The organism is Schaalia cardiffensis (assembly GCF_016405145.1).
Classification (GTDB): domain Bacteria; phylum Actinomycetota; class Actinomycetes; order Actinomycetales; family Actinomycetaceae; genus Pauljensenia; species Pauljensenia cardiffensis.
Genome location: NZ_JAEKIA010000016.1, coordinates 1 through 21,482, shown reverse-complemented (window position 1 = coordinate 21,482; position 21,482 = coordinate 1). Strand labels below are relative to the sequence as shown.

General features: G+C 62.1%; 15 protein-coding genes. 4 read left to right on the top strand and 11 right to left on the bottom strand.

Features of this window, described 5'->3' with window-relative positions; translation table 11 throughout:
* A complete protein-coding gene (locus JFX23_RS08480; protein WP_198776533.1) occupies positions 1 to 2,829 on the bottom strand; it encodes a DUF1156 domain-containing protein in 2,829 nt (942 codons plus the stop codon).
* Between the two features lie 176 nt (positions 2,830 to 3,005).
* On the opposite strand from JFX23_RS08480, the gene JFX23_RS08475 reads away from it, so the two are divergent.
* Both JFX23_RS08475 and JFX23_RS08470 read left to right on the top strand, forming a co-directional pair.
* Entirely contained in the window at positions 3,006 to 4,106 is a 1,101-nt protein-coding gene (locus JFX23_RS08475) for a DNA cytosine methyltransferase (protein WP_198776532.1), read from the top strand.
* A gap of 13 nt (positions 4,107 to 4,119) precedes the next feature.
* Entirely contained in the window at positions 4,120 to 4,965 is an 846-nt protein-coding gene (locus JFX23_RS08470) for a hypothetical protein (RefSeq protein ID WP_198776531.1), read from the top strand.
* Between the two features lie 1,864 nt (positions 4,966 to 6,829).
* Here JFX23_RS08470 and era read toward each other — a convergent pair.
* From era to JFX23_RS08435, 7 genes are all read right to left on the bottom strand, one after another.
* Positions 6,830 to 8,119 carry a GTPase Era gene (gene era, locus JFX23_RS08465; RefSeq protein ID WP_198776530.1) on the bottom strand — a complete coding sequence of 430 codons (1,290 nt, stop codon included), beginning with the start codon at positions 8,117 to 8,119 and terminating at the stop codon, positions 6,830 to 6,832.
* A gap of 4 nt (positions 8,120 to 8,123) precedes the next feature.
* Positions 8,124 to 9,443: a hemolysin family protein gene (locus JFX23_RS08460; protein WP_198776529.1), complete on the bottom strand. Its 1,320-nt coding sequence runs from the start codon at positions 9,441 to 9,443 to the stop codon at positions 8,124 to 8,126.
* Positions 9,440 to 9,889: an rRNA maturation RNase YbeY gene (ybeY, locus tag JFX23_RS08455; RefSeq protein WP_198776528.1), complete on the bottom strand. Its 450-nt coding sequence runs from the start codon at positions 9,887 to 9,889 to the stop codon at positions 9,440 to 9,442. The genes JFX23_RS08460 and ybeY overlap by 4 nt, the downstream gene beginning before the upstream one ends.
* Entirely contained in the window at positions 9,886 to 10,935 is a 1,050-nt protein-coding gene (locus JFX23_RS08450) for a PhoH family protein (protein WP_198776527.1), read from the bottom strand. Before JFX23_RS08450 ends, ybeY begins: the two co-directional genes overlap by 4 nt.
* A gap of 305 nt (positions 10,936 to 11,240) precedes the next feature.
* On the bottom strand, positions 11,241 to 11,834 hold the full coding sequence (locus tag JFX23_RS08445; RefSeq protein ID WP_198776526.1) for a TetR/AcrR family transcriptional regulator: 594 nt from the start codon (positions 11,832 to 11,834) through the stop codon (positions 11,241 to 11,243).
* Positions 11,831 to 12,586: an ABC transporter permease gene (locus tag JFX23_RS08440; RefSeq protein WP_198776525.1), complete on the bottom strand. Its 756-nt coding sequence runs from the start codon at positions 12,584 to 12,586 to the stop codon at positions 11,831 to 11,833. The genes JFX23_RS08445 and JFX23_RS08440 overlap by 4 nt, the downstream gene beginning before the upstream one ends.
* The gene (locus JFX23_RS08435) at positions 12,583 to 13,356 is read right to left on the bottom strand and encodes an ABC transporter ATP-binding protein (protein ID WP_040313498.1); all 774 of its coding nucleotides are present in this window, start codon (positions 13,354 to 13,356) and stop codon (positions 12,583 to 12,585) included. The genes JFX23_RS08440 and JFX23_RS08435 overlap by 4 nt, the downstream gene beginning before the upstream one ends.
* A gap of 225 nt (positions 13,357 to 13,581) precedes the next feature.
* Here JFX23_RS08435 and hrpB point away from each other — a divergent pair, with 225 nt between their 5' ends.
* Together hrpB and JFX23_RS08425 are read left to right on the top strand one after the other, a co-directional pair.
* Complete coding sequence (gene hrpB / locus JFX23_RS08430; protein WP_332874693.1) at positions 13,582 to 16,305, top strand: ATP-dependent helicase HrpB; 2,724 nt, start codon at positions 13,582 to 13,584, stop codon at positions 16,303 to 16,305.
* 523 nt (positions 16,306 to 16,828) lie between these two features.
* Positions 16,829 to 17,641, top strand: coding sequence for a DUF6630 family protein (locus JFX23_RS08425; protein WP_005961884.1), 813 nt, complete (start codon positions 16,829 to 16,831; stop codon positions 17,639 to 17,641).
* A 368-nt stretch (positions 17,642 to 18,009) separates the two neighbouring features.
* On the opposite strand, the gene lysA is transcribed toward JFX23_RS08425, so the two are convergent.
* Genes lysA through JFX23_RS08410 form a run of 3 tightly spaced genes read right to left on the bottom strand, consistent with a single transcriptional unit; the run spans position 18,010 to position 21,325 of the window.
* Entirely contained in the window at positions 18,010 to 19,437 is a 1,428-nt protein-coding gene (lysA, locus tag JFX23_RS08420; protein ID WP_198776524.1) for a diaminopimelate decarboxylase, read from the bottom strand.
* 2 nt (positions 19,438 to 19,439) lie between these two features.
* Positions 19,440 to 21,119: an arginine--tRNA ligase gene (argS, locus tag JFX23_RS08415; RefSeq protein WP_198776523.1), complete on the bottom strand. Its 1,680-nt coding sequence runs from the start codon at positions 21,117 to 21,119 to the stop codon at positions 19,440 to 19,442.
* Positions 21,120 to 21,166: 47 nt separating this feature from the next.
* Positions 21,167 to 21,325 (bottom strand): hypothetical protein, encoded by a 159-nt coding sequence (locus tag JFX23_RS08410; protein WP_198776522.1) that lies wholly within the window; start codon positions 21,323 to 21,325, stop codon positions 21,167 to 21,169.
* Between the last annotated feature and the right edge of the window lie 157 nt (positions 21,326 to 21,482).

Here is a 21,482-nt window from a genome sequence, read left to right as displayed (position 1 = left end):
TCAGTCCTCCTGCAGGGAGTCGAAGTCGAAACCGCTCTGGTTCTCGTATGACGATGCGCGTGCATCCGCTGCCGCCGCACTGATCTCGAGCCAGGAGGAGCCAAGGGCGTTGAAGACGGTTCCCTCCTTGGTCTGTTTGTTCCTCTCGGCGATCGAGTAGAGCCTGTAAGCGAGCGATCGCAGAACGTCGGTGTCGATGCCGCGTCCGCGGGCTCCGGCGAGGATCTTTGCGGCGCTATCCATGCCCTGGGATTCGAGCGCGTGTGCGAGGTTGATGACGACCTCCCACTGGGAGATTCGCTCGTCCGTCGTCGGATCGTATCCGTCCTGCATCTGGTCGACTGAGATCAGCGAGACCCGTCCGCCGCTGGCGTTGAGCACTCCGCCGAGCCTAAGGGCCTCGATCGAGGCGTTGCGGGCGTTTGCGAGGGTTTCGGCATCGCCGTACGGTCCCTCGTCGAAGCCCCTGGTCTCGTACCAGGCAAGACACCAGCGCGTGTCCGGATCGAGATCGTCGTCCTGGTCCGAGAGGATTTCATCGAGGAGGGCGTTGATCTGCACGAGGGCCTCCGCAACGGACATGCTCGTTCCGTCGGTGTTGATCACTCCTGCGTACTTCGAGAAGACTCCGATGCCGGGGCCGATCGCCGCCTGCGCCAGGTCAACGGGGGCGATGCCGCCGCTTCTGAGGGTCTCGATGGCGTCTGGAAGAGTTGAGTGTAGTTCACGCAACAGTCTTCGACGATCGATGATCGTCGCGTCCTCGGGACGGGGGCGGAGCACGAGGACGATCGAGGAGGCGAGGGCATTCGTGCCGACGGCGAGCATCCTTCCGGCGCGCTCAGAGCGCACGGGCCAGGTTGCGGTGATCGTCCAGCCTGACCGGATCATCCCCTCGAGGATCGTCGACCAGCCCGTCGAAGAACGGCCTTCTCTTTTCAGCTCGGACTGCTTGAATGCGTAGTACACCGTCATCGGATAATCCGTGTTCGCATCCTTCCGGGCCTTGGCGAACACTTCTCGGAATCCTTCTTCGAAGAACTCCTTGGCCCCTTTCCTGCCCCCGTGACGGTATGGATTGGCCACGAGTTCCTCCGCCTTCGGGACGAGCATCGTGGAGAAGAGTTCGGGATGGATCTCCTTCAGAGTCCTCCTGAGCCAAACGTAGAAGAAGTCCGAGAGGTCGGAGTATCCGATGTTGTCGTAGTACGGGGGATCCGTTGAAACCACAACTCCGGAGTAGGAGCGCGTAGCGGCGTCTGCTTGTTCCGCTTTGGCGAACTCTGAAGCCGGTATTCGTTCGACGGCGTTGGCCACAGCTCTCACCATGATGGCAAGACTTCCGGACGAGTTCGCAAAAGGATTGCCCTCGGCATAATCCCACGCCATGGGAATAGCCTGCCGAGCAAAAACGTTACGGAGGATCTCCATTTGCGGATTACTCGCCCAGGTATTGATCGATGAGGAATAATCAGCCAGCCGAGAAACAACGAGTCCCAGGTAAGTCGCAACGGCATCGGCATAGGCTTCCGCTCCGACTCCACCAGACTCGAGACGCCCATCTTCGGACATCCCGGTGGCGAGGGCGTCGGCGAGCACCTTCTCGCGAACATCCCCGACCAAATCTGAGAAAGCAGTCAACGCCACAAGCTGCCGGTTCGTAAATGCGTCAGCCCAAGTCGGCATTCCATACATCGGAAGACGATCGACATCATGATTGTTATCCGGAATCAGTTGCGAAGGCACATCGTTCGGTCGTGGAACGCCGGCTACTTCCACATGGATTTCATTTGGCGGCAGATATACCCGACTCACCTTCCTTTCTGCAACAATAGACAAAAGAACTCTACCCAGCCCTTCGTTTGTCGCACATTCCCGAATATACTTGTTGTCAATCAAAGTTTGACATCTTATGCACCTGCCTTTTCCTCCTGCGATTGTCCCATCCTCGTCCTTGGAAGGGCCGGGCAGAGCGTGCCCTATCGAATACTCGACTCGCCCATCCACAACGCTGGGAATGATGTAGGTCTCCTTGCCCTTCTTCTTGCCGAGCCACCAGGAGCGCACCAGTGGAGCACGGATCCCGCACGCGGGGTTCGGGCATACGACCGTCCGCGCCCAGATCCACGCGATGGCCGTCGTCTCAGTGCCGTCCTCAAGGGTCGCTTTCGGGTAAAGATGGCCGATCCTCTTCTTCGCCTCGTCACGCATCCATTCGCCGTAGCGGCGCACGTCCTCGGCAAGCCCCTGGGCGCCGCTCCACGACGCCATCCCCGTGTCCGCTCCGGGGAAGACGGGAGGACGCCCGGCAAACGTCGGGGGAATCTCGATGAGGGCCTTGTTGATGAGGACCGCCACAGGGTTGAGATCGGAAGCGTGCGTTTCGATCCCGAGTCTCTGCGCCTCCAGGGGAATGGTGCCGCCGCCCGCGAAGGGATCGAGGATTGCGGGCGGGTTATCGCCTGCGGATCGGCGGATTTCAGCGCGGACTTCGTTCATCAAGGCCCCATCGTTGATGTTGTCCCAGTTCACCATGCGCCTGATGAGATCGAAGAGGCGCTGGCGCTCCTCCGTCACGCGTTCCCGGGCAGACTCTTCCGGCTCCACCGCCCCGGCCCTTCTGGCATCGGAGAGGAACTCCCCATATCGTTCGGAGGGATCGTCGACGAGCTGTGCGAATAAGACTGCGCGGGCCGTTGCAAGAGGACGGCGAGCCCACCACAGGTGGAGTGTCGAAGGATGGCCCTTGCGGATCGACTTCTCGCGCCCAGACTGCGCGTTGATCTCGTCCAGCGGCAGGGCGACCTCGATCAGCTTCTTCTTCACCATCAGATCCTCATTGAGAAAAGTCCATCCGCTGTGCCAGTGGCGCCGCGAAACTCCCCGGGGAGTATCTCACATCACAAGGTTCCTCATCATTTCAGACGCTCTGACGAGCCGTTCGTTCGAAGGACATTCCCGCGGATTCAAAGGGCCCGCCGAGATCGGCCGGCTATCCTGGGGTCATGCCTGCTGACTCCCCGATCCGCGTCCTTGATCTGTTCGCCGGGGCCGGAGGCCTGACTGCGGGCTTCCATGTGGCTTCTCCGCGCTTCCGAAGCGCCGCAGCAGTGGAAATGGACACCTTCGCCGCAGCCTCCTATGCGGCGACCTTCGCCGGGACGGATGTGTTCGCCGGTTCGGTCCAGAGTTGGTTGGAACGCGGCGACACGCCGCAGGACATTGATGTCGTCGTCGGCGGCCCGCCTTGTCAGGGGTTCAGCACGTTGGGGAATCGAGATGCGAACGACGAGCGCAACTCGCTCTGGGAGCAGTACGCGCAGACCCTGAGCCGTGTACGGCCCAAGTACTTCGTCGTGGAGAACGTTCCCCAGTTCTCCACATCCCCCCAATACCGAGAGTTCCTCGATGAGACTTCTCCCACGGGGCTCCTGAGGGATTATTCCTTCGACTATCGGATCCTGAACTCCGCGGATTACGGGTCCCCTCAAGCGCGCAAACGGACCGTGATACTCGGGCACCACCGAGACCTCGACCCGCCCGCATTTCCCGAGCGCACTCATTCCCCCTTCACCGATGACACCCTCCCCGATTACAGAACCGTCCGCGAAGCCCTCGCCGGAGTCCCGCGTCGGCCCGACAAAGACCAAGCATTCGCAGAACGCACGATCGAGGTGAATGGGCGCGCGACCCACGGCGCATTCGCCCCTCGAGATCTCCACTGGAGCCGTTCCTACACCCGATTGTCACTCGATCGCTTCGCGGCAATCCCGCTTGGCGGCAACCGTACCGACTTGCCCGATCAACTGCTTGCGCCCTGCTGGCGCAAGCACAAGACCGGATCGATGGACGTCATGGGACGTCTGCATTGGGACCGTCCGTCCGTCACGATCCGAACCGAATTCTTCAAGCCCGAGAAGGGCCGCTACATCCATCCCGCGGAAGACAGGGCGATCACGCATTACGAAGCCGCTCTTCTCCAAGGATTCCCCGAAAGCCACAGGTTCATCGGGTCGCGAACGGCCATCGCGCGCCAGATCGGCAACGCCGTACCGATCGCGCTCGGAGCCGCGATCGCCGTTGCAATCGCCCAACAGCTTGTGTGAAAAGGAGACTCGTTTGAGAAAGAGCACGCCTGAAACGGAGACTCATTCGAAAGGGACCCCACCACTGACCAACACCATCCTGTCTTCTCTCCTCGTCCTTTTCGCCATCCTCTTCGCGACGTGGATAAGCGCGCAGTTCTTCGGAACCTGGTGGCGAATCCCGAATATGCCGACGCCTGAAGAATGGACCGCGGTTCTAGGCATCTCGGCGATCGGAGCCCTTCTTCTGACATTGAAACAACTCAAGCAGGTCGATGAGTCGAACCGGCTACTCGAGTCGAGCATGATCGAGGCAACGAGACCTAAGGTAATCGCCTATCTCGATCTCCAGTTCATCACATACCGCTCGATTCATAGCGACGCGGAGGCGTATGTCGGAATTATCATCAAGAACATCGGAGCCTCCACCGCTCATGATGTCAGGCTGTTCGTGACGCCACCCTTCGAACTCGATGATCGATTCTTCGAAAATCAGAATGCGAAACCGGCTCAACAAAAGATTAACGCTGACTTCAACGGGCAAATCCGTTTCCACACGCTCGCACCGAACATTCAGCACCAATGGATGCTAGGATACGCTCGCCAAATGTTAGCCTCCCACGGAACCATTCAGGATCAGTGGGAGATCACAATCGAATACACCGATCCGGCAGCCAATCGGTCATTTTCGGAAGTCTTTCACCTCCGCCTGCCAGAAGAGATTCGACGCCCCTTCAAAACCGATCAGATCACACGAATCAGCAAGAATATTGCCGAGATAGAGAAACACCTCAAGTCGATCTCACAAGGCATCAATATCAAGACGATTTCGAATGCGCGAAAGAACTCAATTGTCCCAGACAGCGAAGAGCCTGCGTAACGATCCCTTTATTCCACAAGCAGGAAGACTGTCCCCCTCACTTAGGACACTTGATGTGGTTGGATCGTCCTGGTTTTGTTCCTGGGTGGTGCTCATTTGATGGGTGTGCTGTGTCGTCCAGCTCACTGTGTAGCCCGTGTTATTCTACCAGTTCACCCAACATGGGGCCCTTCAGAATCTGGTGTGGGGACACCCCGATCTCCTCTGTCAAGTTCTAAGCTGCTTGTTTGGCGGGGGTCTGGTGCAGGTTTTGGTGACACTTGATGTGAGCGCACTTCGTGTTTTTTCGAAGGATGTTGACCATGCCTAAGGCTTATCCGACTCTTCCCAGTCAAGGGTGTAGGTGAGGTCTGAACCCGCCTGTTTCAAGGAGGCTGCGGGTGATGTCGTTGGTGAGGTTTTGAAAGCCTAGGGCACTGCCTCAGAGGTATTGCGCTCCTGGTTTGATTGAGGCAGTGATGATTGGGGAGAAGTCGCTGTTATGCCCCAGAGGAAGTATCCGCTTGGGGGGTGCGTGAGCGTGTGAGTGTGGGGTGTTGATGGAAGCTAGGCGCGATTCTGCGCATTCGAGAGGTGCGATCCGTCGGATCGTCTGGTGAGTGTGGTGTTCACCTCCTGGGGGCATTGCGGGTGTGGGGGTGTGAAGCGAGATCGACGAAAGGGGGTCAACCTAGGACGAGGGGTGTTGATGCTCAGCGGACCTGTGGAGTTCGAATCGGGAGAACGCGCGGGGCTTGTGTGGAGCGAATGAGATCTTGCGCAAAGCAAGCGCGAAGTTTTGCCCAGGCGGAGCCAGGGGCCGATAGAAGATATTGATGGGTTCATTAGCGGTGAATCAAGCCTGTTCTTCGGGGCCAGCGCCCATTCTATGGGGTGGAGGCGCGTGCTGGCATGCAAGTTGCTCCATCTGCCAAGCGGGCTCGTCTCACGCGCCCCGCCGTCAATCGCGCCACAGGCGTGATTGAACTGCCTCAAAACTTTGAGATTGAGCGCGTATATGCGGACAACTCCCCAGGCTTTCGATACTTCGCAAGACGAGGCATATTGTGTTGAACCGGCCCAAGATCGGAGCACAACATCAGACGCGGGACACGCTTGCACGACGCACCCCCTTGTCGGCTCATGCGCCAGACAGGAGATTGAACTAAGGGGGTGTCGCCGACACGAGGTCGCCTCGCACGACACGGTCCCCAACTAGAGAACCACGTGTCCGACGCGCCTGGTCAACCAATCAATTTTTCAGCATTTGCCCAGAGGGACGATTGTGGGCGGGCTGATATGAGCAACGTGCGCACTCTCCTCTGGGGTGTACGTTGCTTTCGCTTACCAACGTGGTTGTCAAAGGAGGATTTTGAGCTGGCAGCCCCCCGTTCTGACAGTCTTCCCCCCTGTCTTCGTCTGAGACGCGTTGAAAATAAGCCCCCTTGGGGAGCGTCGACGAGACGGGGCAGACCCTCACGAAGGCTCGTTCACCATTGTGATCGGGGTGTGCAATACCGAGCGATCCATTGCGGTGCAGCTTGAGCGCAGGAGAAAGCAGTTGCCTCCCTCGGTTCCACAGGTAATTCTTGCGATAACGCTGGAGCTTGGGCTCTCAACACCTTCCCTTGTACAAAGGCTGAGCGAACCGGTAACACGAGCCTCCTGGGCCCAGTTGAACGAAGTTGAAGTCCAAACCGCCCAAGTGGTGCGCTGGTACAACACCATGCCCTCGGCAAGTGGCCCAGCCCGCGATACCTGCCACCAGAAGCCACCAACAAGGTAACAGGTATCCTCTCCTCTTCAGCTCAAAACCTCAGGTCTTGCTCCCCTCAGAGCCAAAGGCATCACCGGCTCATTAGCATTCAGGACCTGGATCAAAGCCTTAGAACCCGAGGCGTCCGAGCATCTTCGGGTCGGACTGCCAGTCCTTCGCCGTGCGCACGTGAAGATCCAAGTAGACCCTCTTATCCAAAAGCTCCTCAATGAGCGGACGCGAACGCGAGCCGATCTCTTTGAGACGCGAACCGCGCTTGCCAATAATGATGGCCTTTTGAGAGTCGCGCTCCACATACACATTGACGTGCACATCGACCAGGGGCTTGCGCGTATCGCCCTCGCGCTGCGGGCGCTCAATGATCTCCTCGACCTGCACGGCAAGAGAATGCGGAAGCTCGTCACGCACCCCTTCAAGAGCGGCCTCGCGAATGAACTCGGCGATCAGGGTGTCTCGGGATTCGTCGGTGATATCTCCGGCCGGGTAGAGGGGCGGGGAGAGGGGAACGTTCTGGCTCAGCACATCGGAAAGGATGTCCACTCCCTCGCCCGTGTGTGCAGACACCGGTACGATCGCCGCGAAGTCCCCCATGGCGTCAATGGCGAGCAGGTGCTTCATCAAACGATCCCGGCTGACAAGATCCGCCTTCGTCGCGACGGCGATGATCGGGCGGCGCACATCGCGCAGTTCCCGGGCAATGAACTGGTCGCCCGGCCCAATGCGCTGATCCGCGGGAAGGCAGAAGACCACGCAATCCACTTCGGCGAGGGCCTCGCGCACCATGTCGTTGAGGCGCTTACCCAGCAGGGTCCGGGGCCGGTGGTATCCGGGGGTGTCGACGAGGACGATCTGCGAGTTCTCCTTGTGGACGATGCCGCGAATATTGTGCCGCGTCGTTTCCGGTCGACCCGAGGTGATCGCGATCTTCTGGCCGACCAGGGCGTTCGTCAGGGTTGATTTGCCGACATTCGGGCGCCCGACGATCGACACGAATCCCGCGCGAAAGCCTTCGGGATATTCGGGCATCATGAGGCCCTCGCCCGCGTTGGCGTCCTCGCGCAGGCCTTTCAGATCTTCAAGACGGGCGAAAACCTCATCCGGGTCGGCATCCTCCCAGTCTTCATCCCAGTCGGAGGCCTCGGCGGCGGCGTCCTCGTCATCGTCCACGAAAGCACCCTCGTCGGCGGCCTCGTCATCGCTGTCGGAAAAGCCCTCGTCAGTGCTCCCGTCGGCGGGCTGCTCCTCGAGTGTGCTAGCGGTCTTCTCTTCGCTCGAAACGGAGGCCACTGCCTCCACATCTTCACCGGCTTCAAGGCGTGAAAGCGTCTCTTCGTCGAACTCGATGCCTTCGAAGGCGTTCGGTACCGCCATGAGCTCGTCGTCACTGGGGAATCGCATGTCTTCAGTCCTCACTACCGGTTCCAGGGTCTTCATTATCGCTTTCACTGCGCTCGGCGAGAATCGTGCCGACCTGGCGGCGCCGCCCCCTCGCTTCTTCCGCCTTGAGCTTCACTCCCCCGATGGTGCCGATCGCTCCGGGAAGGGGGACTCGTCCAATGGCTTTGGCAAGCAGGCCACCAACCGAGTCGACGTCCTCGTCCTCGAGCTCCATCCCCAGGAGTTCGCCGAGCTCGGAGATCGGAAAACGCGTCGGCACCCGCCACAGCCCATCTCCAAGATCCTCGGGTTCGAGGATCACTCGATCGTGCTCATCGGTGAGTTCACCGACGACCTCTTCAATGAGATCCTCCAAGGTCACGAGGCCGGCGACGCCGCCGTACTCGTCAATGACGATCGCCATGTGGAAGTGCTCAGCCTGCATGAGACGCAGCAGATCATCCGCGGGCTTCATCTCGACGGTGAACTCGACGGGGCGCATCATCTGTTCGGCGTTCTGATCAAGATCCGCGCCATAAGTCTCGAGACGCTGAACAACATCCTTGAAATAGAGGATGCCGCGAATGTCGTCAACATCATCGCCTTCGACGGGAATGCGGGAAAAGCCCGAGCGCACAAAAAGACGCAGGGCCTTGCGGGCCGAAAGGCTCGCGGGAGCGGTGACCATTTCGGTTCGTGGAACCATGACCTCGCGCACCAGGGTGTGCCCGAGGTCGAGGACGGAGCGCAGCATCTGCCTGTCCTCCGCCTCGAAGCCCTCAGTCTCGCCGACCTGATCGACCATTTCACGAAGGTCATTCGCCATTGCGGCGCGCGCTTCAGCTTCGGTTTGAGCCGCCTGAGGCAGTTTGCCGCGAAGCGTACGCACAAGGGGGTCGAGGACGCGGGTCGTGTTCACGAGATGTGTTGCAAGGGGCGCTCCGCGAAGTGCAATTCTCTCCGGCTTGCGAGCCCCCCACCGGCTCGGCAAGAGGGAGATGAACACGAAATGCAAGAAGGTGATGAACGAGAGGGCAAGGAGTCCCGTCGCCCACCAGGATAGGCCGAGTCCTGCGAGCGCAAGAGTGAGGGAGACGGAGAAGACGACCTGCCAGAAGGTGCGAAAGCCTCGCACGACGAGGGTCGTCCTCGTCCTTTGCTCAATGAGGGCAGAAAGGAGGGGCGCATGGTGGGCCTCATCTTCGACGAGGTCCTCGACGGTCGCGAAGGAGAGTCGCTGGAAGGCAACATCGAGCGCTTGGAGGGTTGAGGCGATGGCTGCTGCGGCGACGCCGATGGCGAGGAGAGCGCCGACGGGGATCCCCTCCCCCCAGGGGCTGGTCATCGGGTCGCGAGGAAGGTGAGGAGGAGGGTGCGCTGCAGGGCGAACATCTCCTTCTTCTCATCTTCTTCGGCGTGGTCGTAGCCGAGGAGGTGGAGCATCCCGTGGGTGGCGAGCATGAGCATCTCCTCCACGGTCGTGTGCCCCGCGTCCTTGGCCTGCTGCTCGGCGACCTGCGGGCAGATGCAGATGTCCCCAAGTGTGCCCGTCGGGGTGGGACGATCGGCGGTCCCGGGGCGCAGCTCGTCCATGGGGAAACTCATGACATCGGTCGGTCCGGGAAGGTCGAGCCAACGGATGTGGAGGTCTTCCATCGGTTTCGGGTCGATGAAGAGGATGTTCAGTTCGGCGTCCGTGGCGACGTGCATGCTCGTGAGGACGTGGTCGGCGAGGGCCGCGAATTCGGCTCCGTCGATCTCGTAGTCGGTTTCGTTGATGACCTCGGTCATCCTTGTCCCCCTTGGTGGCGATCCGTGCGGCGAAGTGTTCGGGAGCGGGAAGTCAGGGCCCGTTTCTCCTCCATACGGTCCTCCCAGCGGCCGTAGGCGTCAATGATCTCGCCCACGAGCTCATGGCGGACGACATCCGCGCTGGTGAGTCGGCAGAACTCAATGCCCTCGATCCCGTGGAGGATCTTCTCAATGGCGGCTAGGCCTGAGCGTCCCGAGCCCGGGAGGTCGACCTGCGAGGCGTCGCCTGTGACGACGATCTGCGAGTTGAAGCCCATTCGGGTGAGGAACATCTTCATCTGATTCGCTGTGGTGTTCTGCGCTTCGTCGAGAATGATGAAGGAGTCGTTGAGGGTGCGTCCGCGCATGTAGGCAAGTGGGGCGACCTCGATCGTTCCCGCGGCCATGAGTTTGGGGAGGACTTCAGGGTCAAGCATGTCCTGCAGGGCGTCGTAGAGGGGCCGCAGGTAGGGGTCGATCTTGTCGGTCAAGGATCCGGGCAGGAAGCCGAGGTTTTCGCCCGCCTCGACCGCTGGACGGGTTAAGACGATGCGTTTGACTTCACCGGAGAGGAGACGCTGGACCGCCTGAGCCATTGCCAAGTAGGTCTTCCCCGTTCCGGCTGGGCCGATCCCGAAGACAATAGTTGATCGATCAATCGCTTCGACGTAGGCGCGTTGTCCTTCAGATTTCGGGCAGATCGAACGGCCCCGAACGGACAGGATCTCTTCTTTCGGGGAGGCCCTCAGTCCCGTCTGTCCGAGAAGGGAGATCGCCCGGTCAACGGCCGGGGCTTCCAAAGGATGGTCTGTGCGGGCCAGGGCGATGAGTTCTTCGACGAGTTCAGCGGCGACTCCTGCGTCGGATGCGAGGCCGCTGATCGCGATGTCTCGTCCGATGACGTGAAAGGAGACTCTTGGGAAGCCTCGTTCGAGGGAGCGCAGGACCTGGTCGGCGGTTCCCAGCAGAAGAAGCGGATCGAGGTCGGCCGGGATCGTGATGTGGCGTGTCGTCGCGATGTCGCGCGGCGCGTCTTGATCGGTCACTGGCCCTCCGAAGTCTCGAGTACTCCCCCTCAGTCTACGCAGCGAGGGGCTTCGGGTCTCCCTCAGCTTCGTCTCTTGCCCTGCCTTCACCGCTTCCTCCCCCGCTTCTTCACCTTCTCCTTCTTTCCCGTTTCGAGTTCTTCCCGCCGCCTCAAGGATTAGGGTCGATGCGGGGTTGTGCTGCTCACGGGTTCTTCCCACTGTCGCAAGGATTGCGGACTAGGACGAGGGCCCGACATATTCCTCTCAGGAGACGGGGGGAAGATCAGCCCCTGGGAAGAGAGCAGCCTCTACGGCGCATTCCTCTACTGTGCAGTCCCCGTCTCGAGCGGCATCTCGATGAGGCGTTGAAGGATCGGCCCGTAGATCGCGATGACTTCATCATCGCTCAGGGCTGCGATCACCTCGATCCCCACAATGTAGCGGGCCATGATGAGACCGCCGACTTGTGAGCCGATGATCCCGGCGCGCAGGCGGGCCTGCTTCTCATCACCCCCGATGCGCTTGGCAACGGTTGTGAGAACGAACTCGACAAGGTAGTCCCTCAGCGCGCCGAGCTCGCGCTTCGGAGCGAGCATCGAGCGGATGAGCGCGCGATGGGCGATGCCCGCCGGAGAGTTCATGAGGCGGATGATCGTCTCGATGATGGCCTCCCCCAGTTCTTCGTCCGCTCGGCCCATCGCCTCGGCCGCCACATCTTCGGGGTCGAAGGGGATGCGGGTCGCCTCGAGGTAGAGGGCTTTCTTCGTCCCGAAGTAATGGTGGACGAGGGACTGGTCGACTCCTGCTGCAGCTGCGATCTGGCGAACTGAGGCCTGGGTGTAGCCAAGTTGAGCGAAAACGGCCTGGGCGGTGTTGAGGATTCTTTCGCGCGTGGCCTCGCCTTTGCTTCTTTTCATGCGCTTGTCCTTGGCATGGTGAGGGCGGCGAGGATGAGTGAGCCGATTCCCCAGGCGAGGACGATCGCGAGAGGCCCCCAGTAGTCGGAAGAGACTTCCGTCTGGGTTTTCACCGACTCGATGGCTTTGACCCCGTAGGTGAGGGGGAGGAGCAGGGCGATCCGTTCAAGGATTCTCGGCAGGTGTTCCAGGGGCACGAGGAGCCCGCACAGGAACACCTGTGGCAACACGACGATGGGCATGAATTGAACGGCCTGGAACTCCGAGCGGGCAAATGCGCTGGTCATGAGTCCGAGAGATACGCCGACGACGGCGCATGCCGCAGCGTTGAGGACAACCCATCCGGGATTGCCCTGCGTTTGCACTCCGAGGAAGCAGTAGCCGACTGTGCATAGGATCGCCGCTTGGATCACTGCCACGACGACGAAGGCACTCGAATATCCGAAGAGGAGGTCCGCGCGGTGAAGATTCGTCGTCCACAGGCGTTCGAGTGTTCCGCTCGCCCTTTCACGCTGCATGGTGATCGAGGTGATGAGGAACATGAAGAACATGGGAAGGACGGCGAACATCGTGAGTGCAATCCCTGAGAAAAAGCTTTGCGAACCGGGAATGAGCGGCACTTCGCTGTACATGTAGTAGAGCAGGGTCAAAAGGAGGGGCGGAGCCGCCATCATGAGGCCGATGGTGCGCTTATCGGCGAGCAGTTGCGCGAGGACTCTTCGACTCGTCGCCCACCAGGTGCGGGTGTTCATGCGCTGTCTCCTTTATTCTCCGCGTCGGCGCGAACGAGGGCGAGGAAGGCCGCGTCCGGGCTGCTCTTCTCCGTTTTCTTGAGGAGCTCATCGGGGGTCAAAATGTCGAGGATGCGCCCTTCGCGCATGAGGATCAGCCTGTCGCATCTCATCGCCTCGTCCATGACGTGACTGGAGATGATGAGGGTGTGCCCTTGGCGTGCGAGATCATCAAAAGCGTCCCACAGGGCTTCCCGGGTCAGAGGGTCGAGGCCGACGGTCGGTTCGTCGAGGACGAGGAGTTCGGGATCTGCGACGAGGGCGCAGGCGATCGAAGCGCGTGAGCGCTGTCCTCCCGACAGGCTGGAGACGAGTTGGCGGGAGCGCTTGGCCAATCCGACGAGTTCGATGACGGCTTGCGCTTCAGCGCGTCCAACCCCCATGAGGGTGGCGAAGTAGGTGACGTTGTCTAAGACGCTGAGATCGGGGTACACGGCGGCGTCTTGGGAGACGTAACCGATTCTTGAGCGCAGGGAGCGGTCCCCCGCTCGGCGTCCGAAGACGGTGATGCTTCCAGAGTGGATGCGCTGGGCACCGATGATGGCGCGCATGAGGGTGGTCTTCCCGCAGCCCGATGGGCCGAGCAGTCCGAGGATCTCGCCTGCGTGGATTGTTGCGGTAATGGAGTTGAGGATGCGGGTCTTCGAGCGAATGATCTCGAGTTCGTGAATGTCCACTGCGGTGCGTGTCCGAGAACCTGCCATGTGTTCATCACACGATGAATTCATCATGCGATGAATTGTAGTGAGGCTCGATGCACCGGTCAACGCCCGCACATCCTTGTTTCTTCAGCCCCCTCCGGCACAAGTCGGACGATCACCCCCATCGCTTGCAGCCCCAGGATTGATGCGCCCCTCGCGTGAAGCTCGCTGACCAGCGGAAACCAATTCACGACTCACCGGTACCCGCATGCACCGTCCGACTTGTGCCACGAAAAGCGCCCCGCCCCGCTCCGGGTGACTGCCCGCCTCGGGTTACGCCCCCGCCCCGGGGTACTGCCCACCCCGGGTGAGTACCCGCTCCGGGGTACTCCTCGCCCCGGGGTACTGCCCGCTCCGGGTTACGCCCCCGCCCTCGGCACCGGTCATACTGAAGAGGTGAACCGCTTCGACGACGTCCTCGCCACCCCTCCCCCGCTCCCGGTCGTCGACGCACTCCCCCGCCTTAGCGACGCCGTCCGCCCGGGCCAGGCCCTCGTCCTCAGCGCTCCCCCGGGCTCCGGCAAGACCACCCTCTTGCCCCTCCTGCTCGCCTCGGCGACTCCCGCTCGGGTGCTCGTCACCCAGCCGCGCCGCATCGCGGTGCGCGCCGCCGCCCGCAGGCTTGCCTCCCTCCTGGGCACACGCCTCGGAGAAGAGATCGGTTACACGGTGCGTGGCGAGCGAATAGTCGGGCCCGAGACCCGCATCGAGGTGATGACGTCCGGGGTCCTCCTTCGTCGGCTCCAAGCCGATCCCTCACTCGAGGGCGTATCAGCGGTCATGCTCGACGAGTTCCACGAGCGCGCCATCGACACCGACCTCGCGCTCGCCTTCCTGCTCGACGTGCGCGCTGTCATGCGTGAGGACCTCCACCTGAGCCTCACCTCGGCGACCCTGGAGGCCGAACGCACGGCGCGCCTCCTGTCCACCGCCATTGACGAGGTCGAGACCCTCTCCGTTCCCGGCGCTCTCCACACCCTTGAGTTGCACTACGCGCCAGCGCGCAGCGGCGCGCTGAACGCGAACGGGAACGGGCGCATCAGCGTCAACCGAGACTTCCTCGCCCACGTTGCCCGCACCGTCGAAGAGGCGCTTCACAGTGCGGCGGGCGATGTCCTCGTCTTCCTTCCCGGGGCCCGGCAGATCGACGAGCTCGCCTCCTTCCTCGGCGGATTCGGCCTTCACCTCATCGGCGGTGAACAGGTGGAGGTCCTCCCCCTCCACGCCTCCCTGCCCTCCACGGCCCAGGACCGGGTCATGAGCGGAGCCGAACAAGGTCGGCCCCGCCGCATCATCGTGTCGACCGCAGTCGCCGAATCTTCCCTCACCGTCCCGGGTGTGAGGATCGTTGTCGACGCGGGATTGTCCCGGGAGGCGAGGCTGGATGCCGCCAGGCGCGCGAGCGGCCTCGTCACCGTTTCCGCTTCGAAGGCCCAGTTGGAGCAGCGCTCGGGACGCGCGGCCCGCCTCGGACCCGGCCTCGCCATCCGATGCATGAGCGAGGTCGATTTCGCCAGGCGCACCGCCCAGCCGCTCCCCGAGATCGCGACTGCGGACCTCACGGACGCCGCCTTGCAAGCGCTCGTGTGGGACTCCCGTGGCCTCGACGGACTGCGACTCCTCGACGCCGCGCCCCGCGCCGCCCTGGACTCGGCTGTGACAACCCTGAGGATCCTCGGACTCGTCGACTCCGCGGGGGTGGTGACTCCCCTGGGGCGCTCCACCGCCGCTCTCCCCCTCGATCCAGCTCTCGGTGCGGCCCTGCTCTCCCTCGCTCCGAGGATCGGGAAGGCTCGCTGCGCGCGGCTCATCGCCTTTCTCGGCGAGAATCCGCGGGTCCGGGACGCGGACGCCGCTGCCTTCATCCGGGACCTACCACGGACGGGTGATCGGGCACTCGTTGAGCGGGTGAAGACCCAGGCCCGCAGACTCGAAGGACTGTGCCCGCCCCCGTCGGCAGACGCGGCATCCGGGCGGGAAGGAAGCGATAAAGCTCTCGGCGCGCCGTCACAGGAGGAGGCGCTCGGCCTCGTCATCGCGAGCGCCCGCCCTTGGTGGATCGCCCGTAAGAGGCCCGGCGGCGCCTCTTATCAGACGATCGACGGGCAGGGAGCCTCCTTGCCCTCCCACTCCCCGTTGGAAGGATCCCCCTGGCTCGCCATCGCAGAGATCTCGCGCGAGGCGGGGCGCGTAGACGGGCTCATCCGCCTCGCAGTCCCCATCCGGGAGGAGGTCGCCCGCACAGCTGGCGGCGGTTTCCTTGCTGAGGAGTCCCGCTGTTCCTTCGAAGGAGGGCGTCTCCGCTCGCTGCGCTTTACACGCCTGGGGGCGATCCTCTTGAACGAGGGGGTGAGGACGCAGCCGAGTATCGAGGACGCGGCCCGCGCCCTCGATGAGCTCCTCACCTCACGCGGACTCGCCGCACTGGATTGGTCCGAGGGAGCCTCCTCACTGCGAGAGCGCCTCTTAGCCCTCCATGAGGCCTGCTCAGAGCCCTGGCCGGATGTCTCCGATGCCCGCCTTATTGCCGATGCGCGCGAGTGGCTCGCCCCGGAGCTTCCCCGCTTGGCGGGAGGGGCGCCTCTGTCCTCGATGCGCTTGGAGGAAGCCCTGCGCGCCTTCGTTCCCTGGCCCCAGGCCGGAATGATCGACGAATGGGCTCCGAGGTCCATCGAGATCCCGACGGGCGCGAGGCGCCGCATCGACTGGTCGAACGCACGGCCTGTCCTGTCATTGCGCGTCCAGGAGGCTTTCGGCTGGGTCGACTCTCCCGTCTTCGCTGGTGGGCGGCTCCCCCTCGTCCTCCATCTGACGGATCCGGCGGGAAGGCCCGCGGCCGTCACCTCGGATTTGAAGAGCTTTTGGGCCGGGCCCTACCGGGATGTGCGCGCTCAGTTGCGGGGGCGTTATCCGAAGCACCCCTGGCCGGAGAACCCCTTCAGTGAGAAGCCAACCTCGAGGGCGAAGCCGCGGCGCTGAACGGAGCTTCAGTCCTCCAGGGACTTTCCGCGGGCCTTATGTCCTCCAGGTACTCTTCTCAGGCCTTCCTGTTCCCCAGGGACTCTCCCCGGGCCTTCCTGTCCCCCGGGGTCTGGGGGAAGGCGAAGCTCGCGGGGTCCCTCCGAGGCACCCCCTCTTCGGCGTGGAGCTCGTCGAAGGGAACGGGTGACGCGTCTCATCTGTCGGTCTTTCCGGGAATGCGTGGCGGGGATGCGTCGTCCAATTGGAGGCATCAGCCCAGCCTGAAGGGATCAGCCTAGGAGGCCTTCTTCTGAGGGCATGTTGCCCGCAGACGCTCTCGACGACGGTGGGAAGCATCTCTTGAGAGCACCGAGAGAGGTATATGCCGCGCTCGATGCCGCGGGGTCCTCGCGCTTGGGAAACTGAAGGAGGGAATAGGCGGGGGTAGGAATGCCACCGCGTAAGCTCTTCATCGGTCCCGACCTGGACGGGTGCCGATTGTTGAAAATTATCGAAACCGGGATATCAAGGATCACTACTCATGAGTTTCCACGCCTTCATTCAAAGGGTCTTCTTCAACACCTATGTCGACTGGCACATGAAGAACCCGAGCTTCGACCGGGACGGTTTTCACATCGTGGGAATCGATAACTCTGTGAAAGCCATGCGCGACGGCTATTTCACCTACACGCAGATCCGCCCACCCCGACCGATTCACGGCTGCACCTCGATAACGGCACGAGTTGCGGACGCTGAGGGGGTGACGAATCTCCACCTGAGGATTGCCGATACGACGTATCGCATCGCGAACGTGAGCTACGAGGAAACAACCCGGCTCTTGAGGGCTTTTGTGACGAAGTCTGTTCTCCCCGACCGCTCGCGATGGGTCGAGGTCCCAAGTGGTGAGGAGGAGAGGACTGCGCAGAGGTTCGCCGAATTGGTGGACCTCCTCTTGGGGGATCCTCAATCTGGACAGCGATTCCTCTCCACAGCACTGCCGAAGAACAGCGGGGACTTCGAGGAGGCATGGCTGGAGCTCAGCGAGGAGCTGATCGGATGCGGAAAGGCCGTGGAACTCGGTCTCAGGACCGAACGCGATGACTTCCTCGTCTCTGTCAAGGGTCTGCTCCCGGACTCCTTACCGAGGATCGACGAGAGCGCTTTGTCCGAGGACGCTTGCATCATGCAGTGGTGTGCTGCGATCAACTCCTCCTGGTCGGAGCATGTCCTTGCGGCGATGGACATCGGGAGCGACACCTACGTCATGCTCGTGCTCGACGCAGAAGAATTCGCCAGGGCGCGCAGACTCGCGAGGAGTGTTCTTCTCAGGATTGCGCCCGCTGAGCAAATGTGAGGCTCCTCGTTCCCGGGTTTCGTCCCGCTGCTGTTCGTCGGAGAGGAAGTGGTCTCTCAGGGCCTCGACATCGTATTCGCGCCACGAGTCGTCAACGCCCTCTCTCGTGGGAATGCTCCGCGTGGTGCTCGCGCCCGACCTCGTGCATGCGCTCCCTCGGCGAAGGTGTGGAATGAATCCCCAAGCGCTGAGCTCACGGCAATCCTGTAACGCGGAGACGCCGGGCTCGCCCAATGAATCCCCGCGCGTCGAGGCTCGCGGGGATGAAGCCAAGTTCCCCAATTTCCGGGGGTTCTTGGGTACCGAGCACTGGGCTCGCGGTGATGAAGCGCGGGTGAAGCGGCGAGCACGCCCCACCTCCACCGCGTTCAGTCGAGCCCGGGGTCGAGGGCGAGAAGGTCCTCGACCGTCTGGGGTCGCATGATCCATTCGGCGGCCCCGTCTTCAACGGCGATCACGCCGGGCTTCGTCAGCATGTTGTAGTTCGAAGCCATCGAATACCCGTAGGCGCCCGTCACGGGCACCGCAAGCAGGTCACCCGCGCGAACATCCGAGGGCAGATCGACATCCCATACGACGATGTCCCCGCTCTCGCAGTGCTTACCGACGACCCGTGACCGCACCAGCTCAGCATCGGAGACCCGGTTCGCGAGGGTCGCCGTATAGCGGGCCCCATACAGGGCCGGGCGAATGTTATCCGCCATTCCCCCATCGACCGCAACATAGCGGCGCGTAAATCCCTCGGCGAGATTCGCGTCCTTGACGGCGCCCACCCTGTAGAGCGTCACCGTGGAAGGGCCTGCGATTGACCGCCCCGGTTCGACCGATACCCGAGGAATCTTCATGTCGAGCCTGGTGCACGCCTCTCGAACGCTTCGCGCGATCTGACGGACGACATCCACGGGAGGAGTTGGAGGCTCATCATCGCCCGTATAAGCCACACCAACACCTCCACCCAGGTCGATCTCTTCAACAGGGCGTCCGATCATCTCGGAAATCTTCTTCCCAAGAGAGCAGATGATTGAAGCGGCCTCTTCGAATGCGGCGGTCCCCTGAATCTGTGAGCCGATATGGCTGTGAAGTCCACGGAATTCGAGGTGGGGCGCAGCCTCGATCGCGGCGACGACCTCCTCGAGTTGACCGTCGAAGGCACCAACACCGAACTTTTGATCCTCGTGCCCGGTCGAAATGTACTCGTTTCCTCCTGCGTGAACTCCCGTTTTCACGCGAATCATCACGCGGGCGCTCGTGTTGAGGCGCGCGGCGATTGCTTCGATTTGGGCGACCTCGGGCAGGGAGTCGACGAAAATCCTCTCGATCCCCTTGCCCCCTCCGGCGCTAAGGGCGAGCTCAATCTCGGAGTCGAGCTTATTGTTCCCGTGCAGGCCAATCCTTGAAGGCTCGACTCCCGAACGCACAGCCATGGTGAGTTCACCCAGTGAGGCCGTGTCGATCCCCATTCCGACCTCGCTCACGGTACGCACGACATCCGAGCACAGGAATGCCTTGCCCGCGTAGAAAGCATCGCCGCCGTTCATTCCATAGCCGTCCCAGAACTCTTCGGCCATCGCGGTCGCCCAAATGTTCGCGCGTCCGCGAAGGTCTGCCCGGTCGAGGACGAAGAGGGGGGTGGCGAATTCTTGTGCGACGTCGCTCAGCGCGACGCCCCCGATTTCGAGGACTCCATCCTCTCGTCTGCGTGCACTCCAGGGCCACAGGTCCGGGCGTTCTTCAGGTTCTGGGCACAGGAGTTCTCCGAGCGGGCGAAAGTCCATGAAATCAAGGGCCTCGCTCATCGTCACATCCTCTCAGGGGCGCTGACCCCAAGAAGCCCAAGGCCCGTATGAAGAACCTGGGTCACGGCGTCGTTGAGCCACAGGCGAGCCACGTGTCCGGGCTCGACGGGGTCGTCTCCTCGGGGGGTCACACGGCACTGGCCGTACCAGGCGTGGTAGGCGGAGGCGAGCTGCTCGAGGTAGCGGGCGAGGCGATGTGGTTCTCTGAGTTCGGCGGCCTGGGCGACTTGGGCCGGGAAGCCCGCGAGAACTCCGAGGAGTTCAGCATCGGCCGGGGTGTCGAGGGCTGCGGGATCGAATCCGGCTTCGCGGTTCACGCCGTGCTCGGCGGCGTTGCGGGCGACGTTTCGGGTCCTGGCGTGCGCGTATTGGACGTAGTAGACGGGGTTCTCGTTCGTATGCGACGCGAGAAGGTCCAGGTCAATGTCAAGATTCGAGTCCATCGACACGCGGACGAGGGCGTATCTCGCCGCGTCAACACCGACCACGTCAACGAGGTCGTCGAGGGTGACGATCGTGCCAGCCCTCTTGGACATGCGCACAGGGGCACCGTTCTTGAGGAGATTGACCATCTGGCCGATGAGGATCTGCATGTTCACACCCGGCGTATCACCGAATGCCTGGCACATCGCCATCATGCGGCCGATGTATCCGTGATGGTCCGCGCCGAGCAGGTAGATCGCTGAATCAGCCCCGCGGTTCCTCTTATCGAGGTAGTAGGCGACGTCCCCAGCGAAGTAGGCGGCCTGCCCATCCGATTTAATGAGGACACGGTCCTTATCGTCCCCGTAGGAAGTGGTACGCAACCACACGGCGCCGTCCTCGTCGAAGACTTCGCCGCGCTCACGCAGGGTTTCGATCGCGCGGGCAACCGCACCGGACTCGTGCAGGGAGTCCTCATGGAAGAACACGTCGAACTCGGAGCGGAAATCGCGCAGGCGCTCTTTGATCTCGCCGAACATGAGTTCAACGCCTCGGGCTCTGAAGGCTTCGACGGCCTCGTCCTCGGGCAGGGTGATGGGGTCAGCCTCTCCCGCTTGGAGCGCATCGTGGCGGACCTTTTCAGCGATGTCGGCGATGTATTGGCCGCCGTATCCATCCTCGGGGGCTTCGCGTCCCATGGCGCGCGCATACAGCGACTTGGCGAAACGGTCGATCTGAGAGCCGTGATCGTTGAAGTAGTACTCGCGGGTGACTTTCGCACCCGAAGCCGTCATAAGACGGGCGAGGGAATCACCGACTGCGGCCCAGCGAGCACCGCCCAGATGCACGGGGCCGGTCGGGTTCGCTGAAACGTATTCGAGGTTGATGGAGGTTCCGGCCAGGGAAGAGTTCGATCCGTACGAGTCTGCCGCTTGCACGATGGTTCGGGCGAGTTCGCCCGCGGAGGCTGCACCCAGACGAATGTTAATGAAACCGGGGCCGGCGATGTCAATGGAGTCGATGCCCTCGACCAGGCGCAGAGCTTCGGCGAGGATTTCAGCGAAGGCACGGGGGGCGAGGCCTGCGCGCTTGGCGAGCTGCATGGCGACATTGGTCGCCCAGTCGCCGTGGTCGCGGTTGCGGGGGCGCTCAACTTTGACGGTTTCAGGAACCGCTTCAGGGTCGAGGGCGAGGACGCCGGAGTCGATGCTGTCGAGGAGTGCGCCGCGGATCGCGAGGGCAAGTTCTTCAGGAGTCACGCCCCTAAGCCTATGGCGTTGCCCGGCTATCGGGCCACCTGGCTCTTTCAAGCAAGTCCGAGCTTATTCGAGCTCTTCTCGCAGGTCATGACGGAAACGTTACCGGCGAGGGTATCAGCTGTGAGGAAAACACTCTCCCCCCCCGTTACCTTGTTGGTGGTTGCCGGTGAATGAGTGCCGGTGGCTGGGCCAGCGGTGGTCGGCATGATGTTTTGCCCCTGTCTTTGAATGGTCCGGGGGGGTGTTGTCACCGGCCGCCGCGGGGCTGCTGCTCACCGCTGATCAGGGGAACGACCCGCTCGAGGTCTTTCGTAACGTGGGTGCGGGATCGGCGGCTCAAGGCTGGCCCGATCTCCTACGAGA